20 protein-coding genes are annotated in these 16,842 nt (G+C 64.1%); 7 read left to right on the top strand and 13 right to left on the bottom strand.

Annotated features, from left to right (window positions below; genetic code table 11):
* The 5 genes from AB4Z38_RS19890 (at position 1) to AB4Z38_RS19870 (ending at position 3,953) form a co-directional block, all read left to right on the top strand.
* Entirely contained in the window at positions 1-1,248 is a 1,248-nt protein-coding gene (locus tag AB4Z38_RS19890) for a low temperature requirement protein A (RefSeq protein WP_441431301.1), read from the top strand.
* A 213-nt stretch (positions 1,249-1,461) separates the two neighbouring features.
* Complete coding sequence (locus AB4Z38_RS19885) at positions 1,462-1,701, top strand: helix-turn-helix transcriptional regulator (protein ID WP_441431300.1); 240 nt, start codon at positions 1,462-1,464, stop codon at positions 1,699-1,701.
* Positions 1,698-2,909, top strand: coding sequence for a type II toxin-antitoxin system HipA family toxin (locus tag AB4Z38_RS19880; protein WP_441431299.1), 1,212 nt, complete (start codon positions 1,698-1,700; stop codon positions 2,907-2,909). The genes AB4Z38_RS19885 and AB4Z38_RS19880 overlap by 4 nt, the downstream gene beginning before the upstream one ends.
* 170 nt (positions 2,910-3,079) lie before the next feature.
* Positions 3,080-3,226 (top strand): lmo0937 family membrane protein, encoded by a 147-nt coding sequence (locus AB4Z38_RS19875; protein ID WP_441431298.1) that lies wholly within the window; start codon positions 3,080-3,082, stop codon positions 3,224-3,226.
* Positions 3,227-3,410: 184 nt separating this feature from the next.
* Positions 3,411-3,953, top strand: a complete 543-nt coding sequence (locus tag AB4Z38_RS19870) for a DUF1003 domain-containing protein (protein ID WP_441431297.1) — start codon at positions 3,411-3,413, stop codon at positions 3,951-3,953.
* A gap of 27 nt (positions 3,954-3,980) precedes the next feature.
* Here AB4Z38_RS19870 and AB4Z38_RS19865 read toward each other — a convergent pair whose 3' ends face one another.
* From AB4Z38_RS19865 to gluQRS, 4 genes are read right to left on the bottom strand one after another with little or no spacing between them, the layout of a single operon-like run.
* Entirely contained in the window at positions 3,981-4,514 is a 534-nt protein-coding gene (locus AB4Z38_RS19865) for a phosphohydrolase (RefSeq protein ID WP_332602888.1), read from the bottom strand.
* An 8-nt stretch (positions 4,515-4,522) separates the two neighbouring features.
* Positions 4,523-5,650 (bottom strand): serine hydrolase domain-containing protein, encoded by a 1,128-nt coding sequence (locus tag AB4Z38_RS19860; RefSeq protein WP_441431296.1) that lies wholly within the window; start codon positions 5,648-5,650, stop codon positions 4,523-4,525.
* Between the two features lie 26 nt (positions 5,651-5,676).
* Complete coding sequence (locus AB4Z38_RS19855; RefSeq protein WP_441431295.1) at positions 5,677-6,693, bottom strand: NADP-dependent oxidoreductase; 1,017 nt, start codon at positions 6,691-6,693, stop codon at positions 5,677-5,679.
* A complete protein-coding gene (gene gluQRS / locus AB4Z38_RS19850; protein ID WP_441431294.1) occupies positions 6,694-7,602 on the bottom strand; it encodes a tRNA glutamyl-Q(34) synthetase GluQRS in 909 nt (302 codons plus the stop codon).
* A gap of 102 nt (positions 7,603-7,704) precedes the next feature.
* Here gluQRS and AB4Z38_RS19845 point away from each other — a divergent pair, with 102 nt between their 5' ends.
* A complete protein-coding gene (locus AB4Z38_RS19845) occupies positions 7,705-7,929 on the top strand; it encodes a hypothetical protein (protein WP_441431293.1) in 225 nt (74 codons plus the stop codon).
* A 332-nt stretch (positions 7,930-8,261) separates the two neighbouring features.
* On the opposite strand, the gene AB4Z38_RS19840 is transcribed toward AB4Z38_RS19845, so the two are convergent.
* From AB4Z38_RS19840 to AB4Z38_RS19805, 8 genes are all read right to left on the bottom strand, one after another.
* Entirely contained in the window at positions 8,262-8,852 is a 591-nt protein-coding gene (locus AB4Z38_RS19840) for a TetR/AcrR family transcriptional regulator (protein ID WP_268020064.1), read from the bottom strand.
* Between the two features lie 74 nt (positions 8,853-8,926).
* Entirely contained in the window at positions 8,927-10,096 is a 1,170-nt protein-coding gene (locus AB4Z38_RS19835; protein ID WP_441431292.1) for a pyridoxal phosphate-dependent aminotransferase, read from the bottom strand.
* A gap of 80 nt (positions 10,097-10,176) precedes the next feature.
* Positions 10,177-10,989 carry an SDR family oxidoreductase gene (locus AB4Z38_RS19830; RefSeq protein WP_441431291.1) on the bottom strand — a complete coding sequence of 271 codons (813 nt, stop codon included), beginning with the start codon at positions 10,987-10,989 and terminating at the stop codon, positions 10,177-10,179.
* Between the two features lie 112 nt (positions 10,990-11,101).
* Complete coding sequence (locus AB4Z38_RS19825; RefSeq protein WP_441431290.1) at positions 11,102-12,139, bottom strand: biotin-dependent carboxyltransferase family protein; 1,038 nt, start codon at positions 12,137-12,139, stop codon at positions 11,102-11,104.
* Positions 12,126-12,938 (bottom strand): carboxyltransferase domain-containing protein, encoded by an 813-nt coding sequence (locus AB4Z38_RS19820; RefSeq protein WP_441431289.1) that lies wholly within the window; start codon positions 12,936-12,938, stop codon positions 12,126-12,128. The genes AB4Z38_RS19825 and AB4Z38_RS19820 overlap by 14 nt, the downstream gene beginning before the upstream one ends.
* 47 nt (positions 12,939-12,985) lie before the next feature.
* Positions 12,986-13,789: a LamB/YcsF family protein gene (locus AB4Z38_RS19815; protein WP_441431288.1), complete on the bottom strand. Its 804-nt coding sequence runs from the start codon at positions 13,787-13,789 to the stop codon at positions 12,986-12,988.
* Between the two features lie 119 nt (positions 13,790-13,908).
* Positions 13,909-15,258 (bottom strand): MFS transporter, encoded by a 1,350-nt coding sequence (locus AB4Z38_RS19810; RefSeq protein ID WP_441431287.1) that lies wholly within the window; start codon positions 15,256-15,258, stop codon positions 13,909-13,911.
* 49 nt (positions 15,259-15,307) lie between these two features.
* Positions 15,308-15,940 carry an RraA family protein gene (locus tag AB4Z38_RS19805; RefSeq protein WP_441431286.1) on the bottom strand — a complete coding sequence of 211 codons (633 nt, stop codon included), beginning with the start codon at positions 15,938-15,940 and terminating at the stop codon, positions 15,308-15,310.
* A 267-nt stretch (positions 15,941-16,207) separates the two neighbouring features.
* Between AB4Z38_RS19805 and AB4Z38_RS19800 the strand changes: the two genes are divergently transcribed.
* Positions 16,208-16,666 (top strand): Lrp/AsnC family transcriptional regulator, encoded by a 459-nt coding sequence (locus AB4Z38_RS19800; protein WP_441431285.1) that lies wholly within the window; start codon positions 16,208-16,210, stop codon positions 16,664-16,666.
* A gap of 2 nt (positions 16,667-16,668) precedes the next feature.
* Here the strand turns inward: AB4Z38_RS19800 and AB4Z38_RS19795 are convergent.
* A partial coding sequence (locus AB4Z38_RS19795) for an HNH endonuclease (protein WP_441429665.1) occupies positions 16,669-16,842 on the bottom strand: 174 nt, incomplete at its 5' end.

The following is a 16,842-nucleotide window of genomic DNA, read 5'->3' as shown; positions in this document are numbered from 1 at the left end:
ATGTCCATGAATCCATTGCGCCATGCACTTTCGCGCATGGGCGGGCGCGATCCCCAGGAGCTGAATCGCACGGCCACGCCCTTGGAACTGTTCTTTGACTTGACGTTCGTTATCGCCTTTGGGGTTGCGGGTAGCCAGTTCGCGCACGAGCTGGCCGAGGCCCGTTTCGGCTCCGGGTTGATCGGCTTCACTTTCGCGATGTTCGCTGTCATGTGGGCCTGGATCAATTTCTCGTGGTTTGCCAGCGCCTACGATACTGACGATTGGGTCTTCCGGGTTGTCACCATGGTGCAGATGGTGGGTGTGCTCATCCTTGCCATGGGCATCGAACCGATGTTCCAATCGCTCGACGAGGGCCACCGCGTGGACAACTCCACCATGGTGCTGGGTTACATCATCATGCGGTTGGCCTTGGTGTTTCAGTGGCTGCGCGCGGCGAAGCAGGATCCGGAACGCCGAAGCGCATGCCTCACCTACGCGAAATTCCTGGTGGTGGCGCAGATTGGCTGGGTGGTGGTGCTGATTGTCCACGCCGACATCCTGGCGAATTTCCTCATGGCTGCCCCGCTCTTCCTGCTGGAAATGGCGACGCCGACCATCGCCGAGCGCAAAGCCAAGACGCCGTGGCATGCACACCACATCGCGGAACGCTACGGCCTCCTGGCCATCATCGCCCTGGGCGAGTGCTTGATCGGAGCCATCGAATCCCTTCGGGCGATCGTCGCCCTTCACGGTTGGTCCGTTGACGCCGCCCTTGTGGGCCTCGGCGGTACCGGACTGGCCTTTGGAATGTGGTGGATCTACTTCATCCTCCCGTCCGGCCACGCCCTGCATCACCAACGGCACCGGGCATTCGTCTTCGGATACGGTCACATGTTCATCTTTGGGTCGATCGCCGCCACTGGTGGCGGACTTCACATGGCCGCCCTCTTCATCGATCATGCCGCCCACATCAGCGCCACCGTCGTAGTAGCCACCATTGCCGTCCCGGTGGCCCTGTTCAAGGTAGCCCTGAGTTCGCTATACGGCTACCTGCTGGGTTTCGACCGCGCGCTCGTCGGAGTCACGGCCCTCGTGGTCGTGTTGCTCTGCGGCAGTGTGGGCTTGGCCGCCCTGGATGTCTCTGTTCCGGTCTGCATGATGGTGATTGTGGCGGCATTGGCTATCTCGATCGTGATCGACGAACGGCGCGGGGCCGCACGCCGGGAAGCAGCGCTGGAGAGGCTGAGGGCGCGTCCGGCCACCTAGGCGAATCGTGGGTCCGGGCCCCAAATCGCTGCACCGGAACGCAGCGCACGGCCCGCACCCACGATGTCGACGTGAAACTCATCGGCACGAACGTACCGATTCGTGGCCACGAACCCTTGATTCGTCTCCCCAGGAGATGGAAAATGGTGAAACCGGCACGAACGTACCGGACGCGCGTATGCGCATGCCCCCAAAAGACTCAGAAGGGTGGACATGTCCCCCAAGGAATTCACGGAGTCCCTCGGCGCCAAAGTCCGTGCCCGCCGCGCCTCCCTCAGCCTGAGCCAGTCCGACCTCGCAGACCTCGCAGGAGTCTCGGAACGATTCGTCCGCTTCGTGGAGCAAGGGAAGACCACGGTCCAATTGGAACCACTCCTCGCGGTCCTCAGCACGCTCGGCCTTGAGCTCTTGGTGCAACCCGCGGGCAACCGGACGGCAAACAGCCGGTCATGACATTCCACCGCATCGCCGACGTCTACAAGCAGGGAGTCCTGGCTGCGCGCATCGAGCGGCATGAAGGCGGCACCAAGTTCAGCTACTTGCCGCGGTACCTCGAATCAGGCGGTCCAGCCGTCGCCACGACGCTCCCGCTGACGCGCGAAGCGGTGTTCACCCCGAGTGGCGCGGTTCCGCCGTACTTCACGGGGCTCCTCCCGGAAGGTCGCCGCCTGAATTCACTGCGCCGGGCGGTCAAGGCCAGCGCCGACGACGAGCTCGCGCTCCTCATGGGGGCGGGCGGGGACGCCGTGGGCGATGTCCAGACGGTCCCCCACGGTGAGCCGCCCACGGAAGGAGGCTCCGCCGTCGTGCTCGATTCGAAACTGCCGCTCGACTTCGACGCGCTGCTCGGCGATTCAGGCCTCATTGATCCTGTGGCGCTGGCGGGTGTGCAGGATAAGTTGTCGGCCGGGATGATCTCGCTCCCGGTGGCGCAAGCGGGCAAGCGCTTCATCCTCAAACTGAATGCTCCCGAGTTCCCGTTTGTCGTGGAAAACGAATTCCTGATGTTCCGTTTTGCGCGCAAGCTGCGGATCCCGGTGAGTACCGTGCAGTTGGTGCACGACGTCGGCGGGCGGGCGGGGCTGCTCGTGGAGCGTTTCGATCGCCTCACCGGAGCCGACGGCACCGCGCTGCGCCTCGCCGTCGAGGACGGAGCCCAAGTGCTGGGACTCTACCCTGCGGACAAGTACAGCGTGCCGTTCGGCGAGGTTTGCCTGGCTTTGGCGGCGCACTGTTCCGCGCCTCTCCCGGCCTTGCGGAACCTCGCCATTCAGCTGGCCTTCGCTTGGCTCAGCGGCAACGGTGACCTCCATGCCAAGAACGTGTCGATGGTTCAGTCACAGTCAGGGGTCCAGTCACCGCAGGGCGAGTACACCATCGCTCCGGTCTACGACATCCCCTCCACAGTGGTCTATGGGGACAAGACGCTCGCGCTGGGCATCGGCGGCAAGAAAAGTGGAATCTCCAGGAAGCACTTCCTTGCCTGGGCCGCGAAGCTCGGGCTGACGGAGCGCGCAGCGGAGGGAGTCCTGGGACTCGCACTCAGGGCCTCGGGCCCGCTTGTAGCAGAGCTCGACGCCGGCGCCTCACCTTTCGGGCCGGTGCAGACGAGGGACTGGGTCAAGGAGCTCAGGCATCGGCGAAGGTTGATGAGCGGGTAGCTTTCCCCGAGCCGGGCCACCAAATCGGAACCTGACTATTGCTTATTGCGTGGCCGTTAACACGAACCCGATACTGACATAGGGTGAGGGCACCACACGGTATCTGCGCGGGTCGCAGAGCAGCGGGGCGCAGATCAGAATTTCCATTTGTACACAAAAGGGAGACTGTTATGTTGCTTTGGATAGCCATCATTATTGCGGTTCTCTGGCTTCTCGGATTCATCGGCAACATCGGTGGCGGGTTCATCCACCTGCTTTTGGTTGTTGCCGTGATCGTTCTGATCTTCCACTTCCTCCGTGGAAGATCCCGCGTGTAATACCAGCCGTCATTCCGCCACGCGAGCACCGGGACAGGGCACTGCCGTTGCCCCGGCACTGCCCGGCTCCGCCCCCGACCCGCCGCACTTGCCCGAGCGTTCGTTCCTAGGTTCACGCGCATGGCAACGCTAGGCTCGCACCCAGAGGCGAGATGGGCTCGCCGCGAGCCAAGGGATTGAACGTATGGCACAGCAGGCCGGACACCAATCGACATCCGCGACGGGCACTCTTCCGCATTCACGCTCCTATCTGAGACCCACACGGTTGCTCTCTCAAAGCGAGCGGTCGAAGCTCCACCCATCGGTCCTGGCGGAGGCCGAGCGCCGGGCCGCCAGCATTCAGCTGCGAGTCGCGGATGCGATCACGGCCTTCGCCGGATCAATGAACTTCGTCTACCTGCACATATTGCTCTTCGCCGTGTGGATGCTCGTGTTCGAGCAGAGCCCGTGGCCGACGTTGACGCTGATCGTCTCGCTCGAAGCGATCTTCCTTTCGACGTTCGTCATGATCGGACAGAACCGCCAAGCGGCTTTCCAGCAGGTAAAAGCAGACCACGACTACAACGCCCAGGAGCATCTGCTCGAGGAGAACACCGACCTGACACGCGCGATTCACGAGCTCACCGCCCAGATCCATCAGCGGGTCCTCGCGGAAGTCACCGCATCCACTGGCCGGGAGGCGGCGGCTCCTTCCAGCCCGGGGCAGGACGAACCCACGAAACCATAGACAGGCGAGACCTGCCGCGTCGAACCGCTAGTCCGCCAACCGGTCCATCTCGGACAGCAGATCCGGGTTGATGCGTTGCAGGACCAAGTGGATTTCGCCCCGCGGCACCGCCTTGTAGAGCACTTCCCGGGCGTCCGCGTAGCGCGTGGTGGGTGCCTTGTCCGGCCACTTCTCGGCGAGCGCCCGCACGCGCTCCGGCACGGAGTTGTGGGCGTTGCAGGCGATCTTGACCAGGGTGGCGTCATGGTCCTGTGCGATATGAAGGACGACGGCTTCATCGTTGTCCGAGTCATCCTGGAATCGGCGCGTTACTCGTTCGATGATGCCCACTGCGCGCTCGGAAACACCCATGTCGAGCAGCGCCTGCTTGGTGATCGGCGTGTCCTTGGCGATGTCGTGCAGGTAGCCTGCGATCCGGATGTCGTCGTCGAAATCGGCGAGCGCATCCCCTACCGCCAGCACGTGCTCGCGGTACGGCCGCTTCAGCTTGTCCTTCTGGCGGTTGTGCGCCACTTCGGCAAGGACCATGGCTGTTTCAACGGTGAATCTCGGTTCGGTCATGCTTCATCCTACTGAGCCAGTTCGGTGACTGACTTCCGCACGGCGGCGCTCAGCTCGAGGTTGCGGCATCCCGCTCCACCCGGCTCGGCCTGTTGCGGCACGTACCCGAAGGCGAGTTCATACACAGGGTCAGCGAACCCCAAAGATGCGCTGGCGCCGTCGTGCCCGAACGCCCGGTAGCTGCCGTACGGCGAGCGCGCATGCGATTTCATGAACACGGTCCCGAAGCAGCTTGTCTCGCCGAACACCCGGTCGATGCCGAAGACCTGCTCGGCGGTGACGGTCCGGATGGTCTCTTCGCTAAGGAGGGGCCCGACGGCGGGTCGGTCGCCGTCGGGGGCAAGTCCGGTGAGTGCCGCAGCGTAGACACGGGCCATGCCTTCGGCGCTGGCAACTCCGGCGGCTGAACTCAGGCCGGCTGCGCGGACCTCGCGGAGGTTGGGCAGGTCAAGGATGTCTCCCACGGCCGAGTTTGTCGAAAGACCGAAATGGCTGGCGGGATCAATCCACGGCTGGGAGAGGTCTGCGGCCCATCGGAGGGTGGCATAGCGCGGCTCCTCGGATTCAGGCAGTCCGAGGAAAAAGTGGGCACCGGTGACGGAGCGGATGCGTTGTTCGTAGATTTCCTGGAGCGTGGACCCGGTAATCCTGCGGCAAAGCTCCTCCATAAAGACGCCGATGGTCAGGGCGTGGTACCCGAAGGCGGCCCCGGGCTTCCACAGCGGCCGCATCTGCGCGAGCTTGGCGGCGGCCAGCTCGGAGTTGTTGTATTCCGCGAGGGTGAGTCCGCCTTCGACTCCCAGAAGCCCGGCCTGGTGGGAGAGTAGCTGGGCCACGGTAATAGTGGCCTTTCCTTCGGCGCCGAATTCCGGCCAGTACTTGACCACTTCGGCGTCGAGGTCCAGGAAGCCATCCTGGACCAAAAGTGCGATGACGAGCCCGGACACTCCCTTGGAGCAGGAGAAGACACCGGTCACGGAATCCGGGCGGCGGTGCGGCCCGCCGCTGATGTCCAACACCTTGACGCCGCGGTGGTAGGCCGCGAGCTGGGCTGAATATTCCGGGTCCTCGCTGAGGAAACGGCCGAAGAGTTCGGCGACTGGTTCGAATCCAGGGGCAATCGTCTGTGCATCCACCCGGACAGCCTAATCCCTTCTGCCCCCTAACTGCCGCGGGTGTCCATGGTCACCACGATCTTGCCCTTGGCGCGTCCCTGCTCCAGCGCGGCAAAAGCGTCGGCGATCTTTTCGAGCGGATAGCTGCTGTCCACCACGGGTTTGAGTTTCCCATCGGAAACCAGGCGTGCCAGGAATTTCAGGTCCTCGCCACTTGGGCGCATGAAAAGGTAGCGGTACCGCACGTTGGCTTCACGGGCGCGGCTCCGGATTCCGAGGCTGATCGCCCAGAACAGGGCGGTCAGCCATGCGGGGGCCGCAAGGTCTTTCAGGGCCGTCTGCGGTTCGGGCATCCCGGCGATGCTGACCACTTTCGAGCCCGGCTTGAGGATCTTGAACGTCTGATCCAGCGTCTCCCCGCCCACGAGATCCAGCGCGGCGTCGAAGCCGCTGAGCACTTCGGCCAGGTTTTCCTTCGTGTAGTCGACGACGGCGTCCGCGCCGAGCCGCCTCACCAGCTCTTCTCCCCGGGGGGACGCGGTAGTGGTCACCTCGGCGCCGAAGTATTTGGCCAGCTGGATGGCCAGGGTTCCCACTCCGCCCGCGCCTCCGGAGATAAACAGCTTGGTCCCGGGCTTGACCTTGAGTTCGTCGCGCAGTGCCTGCAAGGCCGTGAGGCCCGCCAAGGGAAGGCTCGCGGCCTCGGCGTAGCTGAGCGACCTTGGCATGAGCGCCACGAGATCCTCCTGGACGGCGGCGTGCTCGGCAAAGGCTCCCAGCCGGGTCTTGTCCACGCGGGCAAACACCCGGTCTCCCGTGGCAAAGCGGGTGACGCCCGGGCCGACAGCTTCCACGATCCCGGCCAGTTCGCTTCCGGCAACCAAGGGCAGCCTTGGCCTGGTGATCACCCGGACTGCGCCTTCGCGTTGCTTGTAGTCCACAGGATTGAGCCCCGCGGCAAACACTCTGACCAGGACCTCGCCCGGACCGGCAATCGGCTTGGGGACGTCCTGCAGCTCCATTGCGTCGGCACCGCCGTAGCGGGTCAGCACGTAGGCGAGCACTTATGCCCCTTTCCGGAGGGTTGATTGCTGAATGCCGTTCCATATCCATGGCCCGCTTGGCAATCGGGCCGGATCAAATCTATCCAAGGCCTCTTCAAGCGGCCCTCCCGGCAAGCCGAGCGATTCCAGGATCACGTCCCGCACCTCTCCGGTAGACAGCCCGACGGCGGCAAGGTCGCCGAGCGTCACTGCACCGTCGCGCTTGGCCAGGCGGGCGCCGTCGCGATTCAGTACCAAAGGGACATGGGCGTATTCCGGAACGGCTAAGCCCAACAACGAGGCCAAATAGGCCTGGCGGGGCGTAGAGGAGAGGAGGTCGTCTCCGCGGACCACCTGGTCCACGCCCTGTTCCGCGTCATCCACCACCACGGCCAAATTGTAGGCAGTGACGCCGTCGTTCCGTCGGAGTACAAAATCATCCACGACGCCCGTGTATTGTCCGTGCAGCCCGTCTTCCACAGTCCATTCATGGGTTTCGGCGCGAAGCCGGATGGCAGCCGGGCGGGAAGCCCTGCGGATCTCAAGCTCCGCCGTCGAAAGGTTCCTGCACGTCCCCGGGTAGGCGCCTTGTGGCGCGTGCGGGGCGGACGGCGCGTCCTGGATCTCGCGTCGCGTGCAGAAGCACTCATACGTCAATCCGGCGTCCGTGAGCCGCTCGATCGCGTCGTCGTACAGCCCGGCACGGTCCGTCTGGCGAACGACGGCGCCGTCCCAGGTCACGCCGACGGCTTCCAGGTCGCGGAGCTGGACCTCCTCGGCACCGGCCCGCGCACGGTCGAGGTCCTCCACACGTAGCAGGAACGCGCGGCCCGTGGAACGCGCGAAAAGCCAGGCGAGCATGGCCGTGCGCAGATTGCCCAAATGAAGCTCGCCGGAGGGGCTCGGAGCGAAGCGGCCAGCGGAAGTCATGGCACAAGACTATGCGGCGCTCGGCCTACCTGCAGGATTCCGGCGAGGGTGCGGGACACGGGGAGAATTGCGTAAGTTCACTTTCCAAAGAGAGGACCAACGTTGAGCTCAGCTCGAATGAAGGCAACGGTTTCCTTCTGGAAAGCCGAAGAAGGTTGGGGGGAACTTATTCTTCCCGACGGGAAGAAATGCTTCGGACATTTCTCGGTCATCGAGCAATCAGGCGGGTACAGGTCCCTCAAGGCGGGTGATCTGGTGGATGTCGAGTGGACCACCGCCTCTGAAGATGAATACGACTATGTCGCAGTGTTGATTCAGCCCCTCTGAGAGCACAACCCGGGCAGCACAAGAGCCCCTCAGCTACCGCAACGCGTTCGGTGGCTCAGGGGCTCTTATGGTGGTGCCGGCGCTGTCATGACAATGCCGGCGGGGTGCGGAAAGACGATGCGTGAACAAGAGTCAATCAGCGGCTGCGTCTTTGCGGGACGATGTTTCGGGTGGCCGGGTGGTGTACCGGAGGGTCCGTAGCCTGCGGGGTCCGGCGGTAGCCATTCCCTTCGTTGCCACTATTTCAACAGGAACACTACAACTGGCGCAACGGACTCAACCGCCATTGGTCAATCTGACTAATTTATCGGCAGAAGATGAACAAGGGATGGTCACTTTGCCGAAGTTGGTTCGGCAGCGGCCCAGGCGGCCATGGCTCCGCGGAGCGCAGCACAAAGCTTGGTGGACACTTGGTCCTTGTCCAGGCCGACGGTGTTGAGCAGATCGAAAATTTCCCGGGGGTCGAAGAGGATGTTCCACAGGAACATGGCTTCGTCCCCCAGGGGCGGGAGGCCTAGTTCCTCACAGGCCTCGCGGAGTGGCCGCTCCAAAGCCTCGGCCTGGATGGTCAGGTAGTACGCGCCGGAGCGAAGACGGGCCAGATACCCCTCGCCGGAACGGGTATGGACCATGGAACCGCCATGCTTGATGACAAGGCCCACCCAGTGCCGGCTTACGCTCTCCAGCAGTTCCACGCCCGAGGTGGTCTGGGCGACGCTGAAATCGCGTAGCTTCTCGCCAACACCAAAACGGAACGCGGCCAGTACGTCCTCCACCGAGGCGAAATGCCGGTACGCCGTTGCGGGGGAGATCTCGGCTTCGCGGGCGATGTCCGTCATGCTCACCGGGCCCTTGGCCTTGGCAAAGAGCTTCCCGGCAGCCCGCACCAGCTGGCGGCGGTTGCGTTGGGTGTCGCTGCGCATGGGCGCCCCCTTCCGTGTCAGATTCCAGCGTAGCGCCTGAGCGGCAGGCGCTACGCTGGCCACATCCGCGGCACTCACCGGAGCTCGGCCAATCCGGCGGCCAGCCGCTCCACACCTGCGGTAATGGCCTCGGAGCTGGCCGCGTAGGACAGGCGCAAGTGGAACTCGCCGTTCCGGCCGAACTCGCTGCCGGGACGGACGGCCACGCCGTGGTTGCGAAGGTGGGCCACCATCGCGGCCGCTGGCAGCTCGACGTCGTACTTGGGGAAAAGGTAGAACGCACCTTCCGGCGAGCTGACCGTGAGACCCGGAATCTGCTGGAGACCGTTGGCCATGAGCTCCCTGCGCAAGGCATAGGAGGCGTGCATGCGTTCGATGTCCGGTCCGCATGTCTTGAGAGCAGTCAACGCAGCGTATTGCACGGCCTGGTTCATGGAGCCGTTGAAGGTGTTGTGGACCCGGGCTGCGGAGGCGATGACGTCGGACGGGCCCCAGAGGTAGCCGATGCGCCATCCTGTCATGGCATAGCTCTTGGAGAAGGTCTGGCAGTAGATGGTCCGGCCGCCCAGGGCTTGGATTTCAAGTGCCGAGGTGAAGGGTTCGGGCGTGTAGACCAGATCGCTATAGGCCTCGTCGGAAAGAATCAACGTGTCGGTTCCGGCGACCATGTCGGCGAGTGCTTCGAGTTCGCGGCGCGAGTGCACGATGCCGGTCGGGTTGGACGGGTTGCAGAAGACGAACATCCTGGCGCCTTCAAGCGCGGTGGCCAGCGCTTCCAGGTCCCAGTGAAGGTCATCGGCAAGCGGCACCGGCACAGTGATGCCCCCGGCCATGCTCACGAGATCCGCATACAGGGAATAGGTGGGGTCTGGAATGACCACTTTGTCGCCGGGGTTGACGATGCCGAGGATCGCTGCGGACAGGCCGGCCGTGCCGCCCTGCGTGATGAGCACGTCGCCGGGGCTGGCCACTCCGCCGAGGAGCTGGCCGATACGGGCAGCCAGCTCCTCGCGAAGCACCAGCTCGCCGAGCAACGGCGAGTAGTGGGTGAAGCCATCTTCGAGGGCGCGAGTGGCTGCTGCTCGAACCTGGGCCGGAGTGTCGAAGTCCGGCTCGCCCATGGCCAAGGAGACAAGGTCCCCCTTGGATTGGGGCTGCTGCACCCGCAGCGATGTGCGCTGGATGCGCTGCACCGCCTCGGAGGGCTGGAAATCGGCGACGGCGGTGGCTGGCTCGAGTGTCATGAGGGTCCTGATCTGGGTGGTTGCGGAGGTTGTTCTAGGGGTCTTTGTCGCAGCCGCGGGCGCGTAGAGTCTGCGGGGCTTCATTGCCGCCGTGCCTGGTCGGCGGGTGATTGATCGGCGGGGGCTCCGGCCCAGCGGCTGATCTCGATGTCGCCGGAGGTATCCCGCTGGATGGTGGGGGCGATGACCAATTCCTGGACGACGGTGCGCTGGGGCAGCGTGGCCACGAGGTGAATGGCTCGGGCCACGTCCTCTGGCTGCACCATGGCATCGCGCTCCTCTGCCCGGGGTGGTCGGGCGCGGTTGTCCAGGATGGGCGTCGCCGTTTCACCCGGCAGGATGGTCACCGCGCGCAGTCCGTCGTTGCGGAAGGTGTTATGGAGGTACGTCATGAAGTTCCGGACCGCGGCCTTGGCCGCACCGTACGCGGCGCCGCCGAGCAAGTTGGGGTTCACCGCTGCGAGCGAGGAGACCGTGATGATGGTTCCGGTCTTGCGGGCCAGCATGTCCGGAAGGACTGCCTGGCTGAGCAGGTAGACGGCGTTGAGGTTGACGTCCAGGACCTCGTTCCATTCCTGCTGGCTGATCCAGCGGACGTTGAGGACCTTGCTGGAGCTACCTGCGTTGTTGACAAGGATGTCCACCGGGCCCAGATTCTCGTGGACCCAGTCCAGCAGTGCATCTACGTCGTCTTTGGAAGTGATGTCCGCGGCCCGGGCAACGGCACGGCCGCCTTCGGCAACAATTTCCACGGCGAGTTCCTGAAGCACGTCTACACGACGCCCCACCAGCACCGCCGCGGCACCCTCGGCTGCCAGCAGGGCCGCCGTCGAGCGTCCCATGCCGGTACCGGCGCCGGTGATGATCGCGAGCTTGCCGTCCAGAAGTCCCATGGTTTCAGTTCCTTGCGTTTTTAGTGTGAATCATTTGAGATGCCCATCACATATGAGAAGAGTTTCTCATTTCAGAAGATGATGGTCAAGTGTTTTCTTCGGGGACTGCGAATCACGCCGCTGCGGGACTCCGCGAGGCCGCCGCGGAACTTGCGGAGATGGGGAGCCCGACGGCGGCAAACAGGGCGTGCACGCGCTCTTCCAGATGCGCCAGGCCGCGCTGCTGTTCCCGGTATTGCCCGACCGCCTCAGCGTTGCTGATCCAACGGAAGGTCATCCTCCGGCCGGGGCTGGCCTGCCCCAGCATGGACAGGGAGGCTTTGGCTGCGACCGCCACAATCGGGTAGCCGGCGGTCAGCGTCCTTGAGCGGCCCAGGATGATGAGCTCATCGCCATGGGGGATTTCGAACGCCCCGATCGGGACCCCATGTGACACGATTTCCCCGAGCCCCTCCGGATGCACCACGGGACCCTCCAAACGCAGGCCCACGTGGTTGGATTTGGCGCCGACGGTGTAGTGGCTGGAGCTGAGCAATTTCCGGATGCCGGGCGTCCGGTCCGTTTCAGGGCCGTCGACGACGTCGATAGTCCACACCTCGGGGCTGAAGTCCGGCACAGGAACAGGCAGCCGGAACAGGGGCTGGGTCAGGAACGGGTGCGTGAATCCGCGGTACCGGCTGCGGAGGGTGAGCGTCTGCCCGGGAGCGAGTTGCTGGGGAAAGCCCATCCGGGATTCCGGCGCGGCGCTGCCCATGAAACGGGCGGTTTCCAGTTCGCCACTGAAGGCCAGGTAATTCCGCATGCCGCCGCTGGCCTTGGCAATCACAACTCTGGCTCCGGCCGGGAGGCATAACGGCTCCCACATGCCCACCGGATCCCCGTTGACCGTGACCTCGGCCGGGACCCCGGTCACGGCGCACATCACGTCATGTGTGGCTGTGAAGGCGAAACGGCCTCCCATGATTTCCAGGCACGCGGCCTTGCGGCTGTTTCCGACCAGGATGTTGGCGACCGCCGCGGAGTGCTGGTCCGCCGCGCCTCCGCAGGGGACGCCCATGAATTCGGAATTCTCGCGGCCCAGGTCCTGGAACGTGGACAGCCAACCGGCTTCACTTACTTGGATGCTGATCGCGTGTTCAGGGAAGGTCATTACTGCCGCCTTCAGGGCCGTCCGAGCCAACGCCGCGCGGAGCAGCTCCGCCGTTCGACGCGGTCCGCAGGAACTGGCCTTCAAGCCGCGACCAATCGCGCTCCGGCACCACCTCGAAACGCATCAAATCCCCCGGTTTGTAGGAGGTGGCGGGATCTTCGCGGATGTCGCAAATAGTGAGCGGGGTCCGGCCGATCACTTTCCAACCGCTCGGCCCGGGGAACGGCTGGATGATGGCGCTGGTACCGGCCACCATCACGGACCCGGGTTCCACGTTGGTCCGCGGCTCGACGCAACGGCTGACCTGACCTGGGAATCGGACGCCGGCCATCATAGGGGCCATGGCTGCGGCCAGCAGGTTGATGGTCAGAACCGAGGACTGAAACTGTTCCAGCACCGCCTCCGGACTCAGGCCCAACTCTTCGGCCACGCTCTGAAGATCTGGCGAGAACTCCTCGCTGACCACCATCGGGATGACAAACCGTGATTGCGAGGCACCAAGGGCTCCCGGTTCCAGGCTGTTGCCGGCAACAGCCAGGCGAATGGTCTGGGCCAGTTGTTCATGGGTCACGGCCAAGCAATCGAACTCGACCAACAAGGACTCAACGCCGGCCACGATGTCCAACACCCCGTACGGTCGCACCTCCAGCAGCACATCGCGGAGGCGGCTGCCCGCCGCCCGACGGAAGTCGGCGTCGTCGTGCTTGACCCGAAGCATGAGGGCTGAGTCGCCGAACGGCTCGGCTTCCAGTTCGTGCGGGTGGTTCATCCGCTCCGCGGGTGCTGTGTGCGTGGTCATGAGTCCTGCTCGGTGGTACGGGTGATGGATCCTGTAGTAGCTCAGCTTCAGACCGTGGCGAGCCGGGCCTTTTCGGCGAGGACTTCCTGGAGTCCTGTGGCCGTGATCCCTGCCTTGTCCAGGGCCGCACGGAGAGCAGTACCGTTCTGCAGGACTTGCGGGTGGTCGCCGTGGAGGAGGACGACGTCGGCGTCGTGGCCGAGCGGGACGACCTTGCCGGTGACGGCGCGGACTGTCCCCTCGGTGACCACCTGGACCACGCGGCGGCCGATCTCCTCGGGGTCGTGCAGTAGTGCGCCTTCGCTGTTGCGGGAGACGGGCATGCCATCTTCGCCGTAGCCGCGGTCCGCCAGGAAGACGTAGCCAACCTGAAGACCGCGCTTGCGGGATTCATCGGCCAGGAGGCCGTTCTGGCAGATCACAATGTAGGAGGGGTCGTAGGCCTTGATGGCATCCGTGATGGCCCGGGCGTGCTTGGCGTCGGTCTGGGCGATGCTGCCCATGCGTCCGTGCGGAGCCACGTGGCTGATTTTGCCGCCGTGGACGCGGGCGAATGCGTCCAGCGCGCCGATCTGGTAGAGGACGTCGGTGCGGATTTCTTCTTCGCTGGCTTCGATGAGGCGTCGGCCGAAGCCCACCAGGTCCGGATATCCGGGGTGTGCGCCGAGTTCGATGCCGCGCTCGACGCAGGCCTTGACAGTGGCATCCATGACCCGCGGATCGCCGGCGTGGAAACCGCAGGCGATGTTGGAAGCGGTGACGAGGCCCAGGAGGGCGTCGTCGTCGCCGATCGTGTAGTTGCCGTAGCTTTCGCCGAGGTCTGCGACGACGGCGACTGAATTGATGCTCAAGGTGACTCCCGCTTCTGTTCCTGGTTAGGGGGTTCTGTTGTTTTGCTAAGGGTTCGACGGCGGCGGCTGCCGTTGCGATGGCTGGCGGCCGCCGCCGTCGGGGTTCTGGTGGTCCGTTATTAGTGCGTCTGCAGGGGCTGGCCCTTGGTTTCCTTCAGGAAGTAGACCGAGACGAGCGAGATGATGGCCGTGCCGATCGAGGCGTAGGCGGGAACCATGCTGTTGCCGGTGGCCTTGATCAGTTCCGTCATGACCAGCGGCGCGCTGCCGCCGAAGATGATAGTGCTGATGCTGAAGCCGATGCTGTACGCGCTGTAGCGGACGGTGGTGGGGAACATTTCGGTCAACACGGTGTGGACGACGGCAGCGTGGCCGGAGAAGGCGATGGCCATGACGACCGTGGCAACGCAGGCAGGCGCCATGTTGCCGGTGGTGATCATGGCAAACATCGGGTACGAAACCACGGCCATGAGCACGGCGGAGAGCGCCAGCACCGGCTTGCGGCCGATCCGGTCGGACAAGCGGGCCATGAGCGGGATGGAGATGATGATGGCTACCAGGCTGACCGCAGTGACGAGGAGTGCCTGGAGCATGGTGAAGTTGTTGCCTGCACCCAGCTGGGTCTTCAGGTACGTGGGCATGTACGCGAACAGGAGGTAGTAGCCGGGGCCGTTCAGCGCGGGGAGGAAGATGGTCAGCGCGATGGCTTTGAGGTGACGCTTGGACGTGAAGACGGTGCGCAGGGGGTTGCGTTCCACCTCGTTGCGCTCACGTAGTGCGGCGAAGTGCGGGGTGTCTTCCATCTTGGAGCGGATGTAGAAGCCGACGTAGCCCAAGGGCAGGGCGAAGAGGAATGGGATGCGCCACGCCCAGGATTGCATGGTCGAGTCGCCGAGGGTGGTGATGAGGCCGGCGGAGAGGGCGCTACCGAAAAGCAGGGCGCAGAAGGAACCGACCGCGATGAAGCTCATGGAGTAGTTGCGATGTTTGTTGTGGGCGTATTCGCCCACAAAGGCCATGGCGCCTGCCACTTCGCCGCCGGCGGAGAAGCCCTGAAGGATGCGGAACAGGATCAGCAAGGCCGGAGCGGCCCAGAAGATGACCGAGTACGACGGGATGAGGCCGATGCAGGCGGTGGCCCCGGAGATGAGGAGCAGGAGGACGGCGAGCAGGTTCTTGCGGCCCAGCCGGTCACCCAGGAAACCACAGATGACGCTGCCGAAGGGTCGGGCAAGGAAGCTCACCAGGAAGCCGACGTTTGTCAGGAGTAGGGAGCCGACGTCCTTGGAACCCATGATGTTCATGGCCAGGTACGTGGTCAGCAGGCCGTAGATGCCGTAGTCGTACCACTCCACGAAGGAACCCATGGTGCCGGCAAAGGTTGCTTTGCGCACCATCCTGCCGTCAGCGGTTACGACTTTGATTTGAGCGGTGTTCAGTTCCACTGAGTCCGTCGATTGCTTTGTCATGGTGGGTGCTTTCAGTCTATGAGGGGGCTGGGGTGGGAGAAAGCGCTGTTCAGCTGTATTCGCGGGTTATTTCCGCGGTCATCTCGGCCTCGTGCGCGGCCACTGCGATGACTCGTTCCAAGATTTCCGCTGCACGGGCCTGGGGGATGATGACGACTCCGTCGTCATCGGCGGCGACGATGTCGCCTGCCGAGCAGACGATGCCGCCGATTGCCACGGGCTCCCCGATGACTCCCGGGCCGTTCTTGAACGGACCGGCAGGGGTGACACCGCGGGCAAAGACGGGGAACTTGATTTCGGTGATGGTGGCGCGGTCCCGGATATAGCCGTCAATGACGGCTCCGGTGGCGCCGGCGGCTTCGAAGCGCTGGGACAGTTGCTCGCCCACCAGCGCACGGTGTTCGTGGCCAAACCCGTTGACCACCACCACGTCACCGGCCTGGATGTAGTTCAGCGCTTCGATGACGGCGGCGTTGTCTCCAGCGGCGCCCAGGACGGGGAGGGCCGAGCCGACGCAGCGGGCGCCTTCCCAGACCGGGCTGATTCCGCCGTCGACGATTCCGAGCCGCTCCATGGCGTCACCGATGTTTGCTACGGGGAACGCTTCGAACGCGCGGACCAATTCGCGGGGCGGCCGGGTCCAGGATGCGGTGCGGATGGTCAGTTCGAGTGTTGTTGCCATTTTCTTCGCCTTTGGTTTCTTCCCAAGAGCCGGCGCTGTGGGCGTCGATCGTCTTGAGACGTCAATCACATATGAGAAGAGTTTCTCGTTTTAAATTCATGCCGTCAAGGGTTTCCCGTTACGGGCATGTAAATGATTCGCAACCATGACTCAAGGACGGCTTGCTCCCGGCGGTAAGTCACTCGGCAGGGATTGTGCGGGAGAATGGGGTTTGGTTGGACATTCTGACCAGTCAGACCTTCGGTGACTAGGCAGAAAGCGGTAGCGATGCAGGAATTGGATTCAACGGACAAGCGCATCCTTTCCGCGCTCGACGACGACCCCCGGGTGCCGATCATGGTCCTCGCCCAGCGCTTGGGCTTGGCGCGCGGGACCGTCCAGTCGCGCCTTGAGCGCATGTCGGCGTCGGGCGCTTTGCGTCCGAACAGCAGCCGGGTGCTGCCCTCAGCGCTGGGCCGCGGCGTTGCGGCGGCGGTGAGTGCGGAGCTGGATCAGAGCCGGCTGAACGAGGCGATCGCTGCCCTGCGCAACATCCCCGAGGTGCTTGAATGCCACGCGCCAGCCGGGGACACCGACCTCATCATCCGCGTGGTCGCGACGAGCCCGGACGATCTATACCGTGTGTCCGAAGAAATCAGGCTGTGCCCGGGAATCGTGCGGACGTCCACCAGCATGTTCTTGCGCGAGGTGATTCCGTACCGGACGACGGGGCTGCTGGGGGCGTGAGCCTATATCTGGAAGTAGTGGTTTCTTCGGGGTTTCCGGTGTGGGTCGGTGTGGGGTGGCGGGATGAACCAGGGGATCTGGTTGCGGACCTGGATGTGCCAGTCTTCCTTGTGGATCAGGTGGTGGTGATGGCTGCAGAGCAACGTCCCGTTGGCGGTGCTGGTGGGTCCGCCCCG

Source organism: Arthrobacter sp. 2RAF6, from assembly GCF_052115205.1.
Classification (GTDB): domain Bacteria; phylum Actinomycetota; class Actinomycetes; order Actinomycetales; family Micrococcaceae; genus Arthrobacter.
Note: the sequence above shows the minus strand (reverse complement) of the source record. Positions and strands in the feature narration are given on the sequence as shown.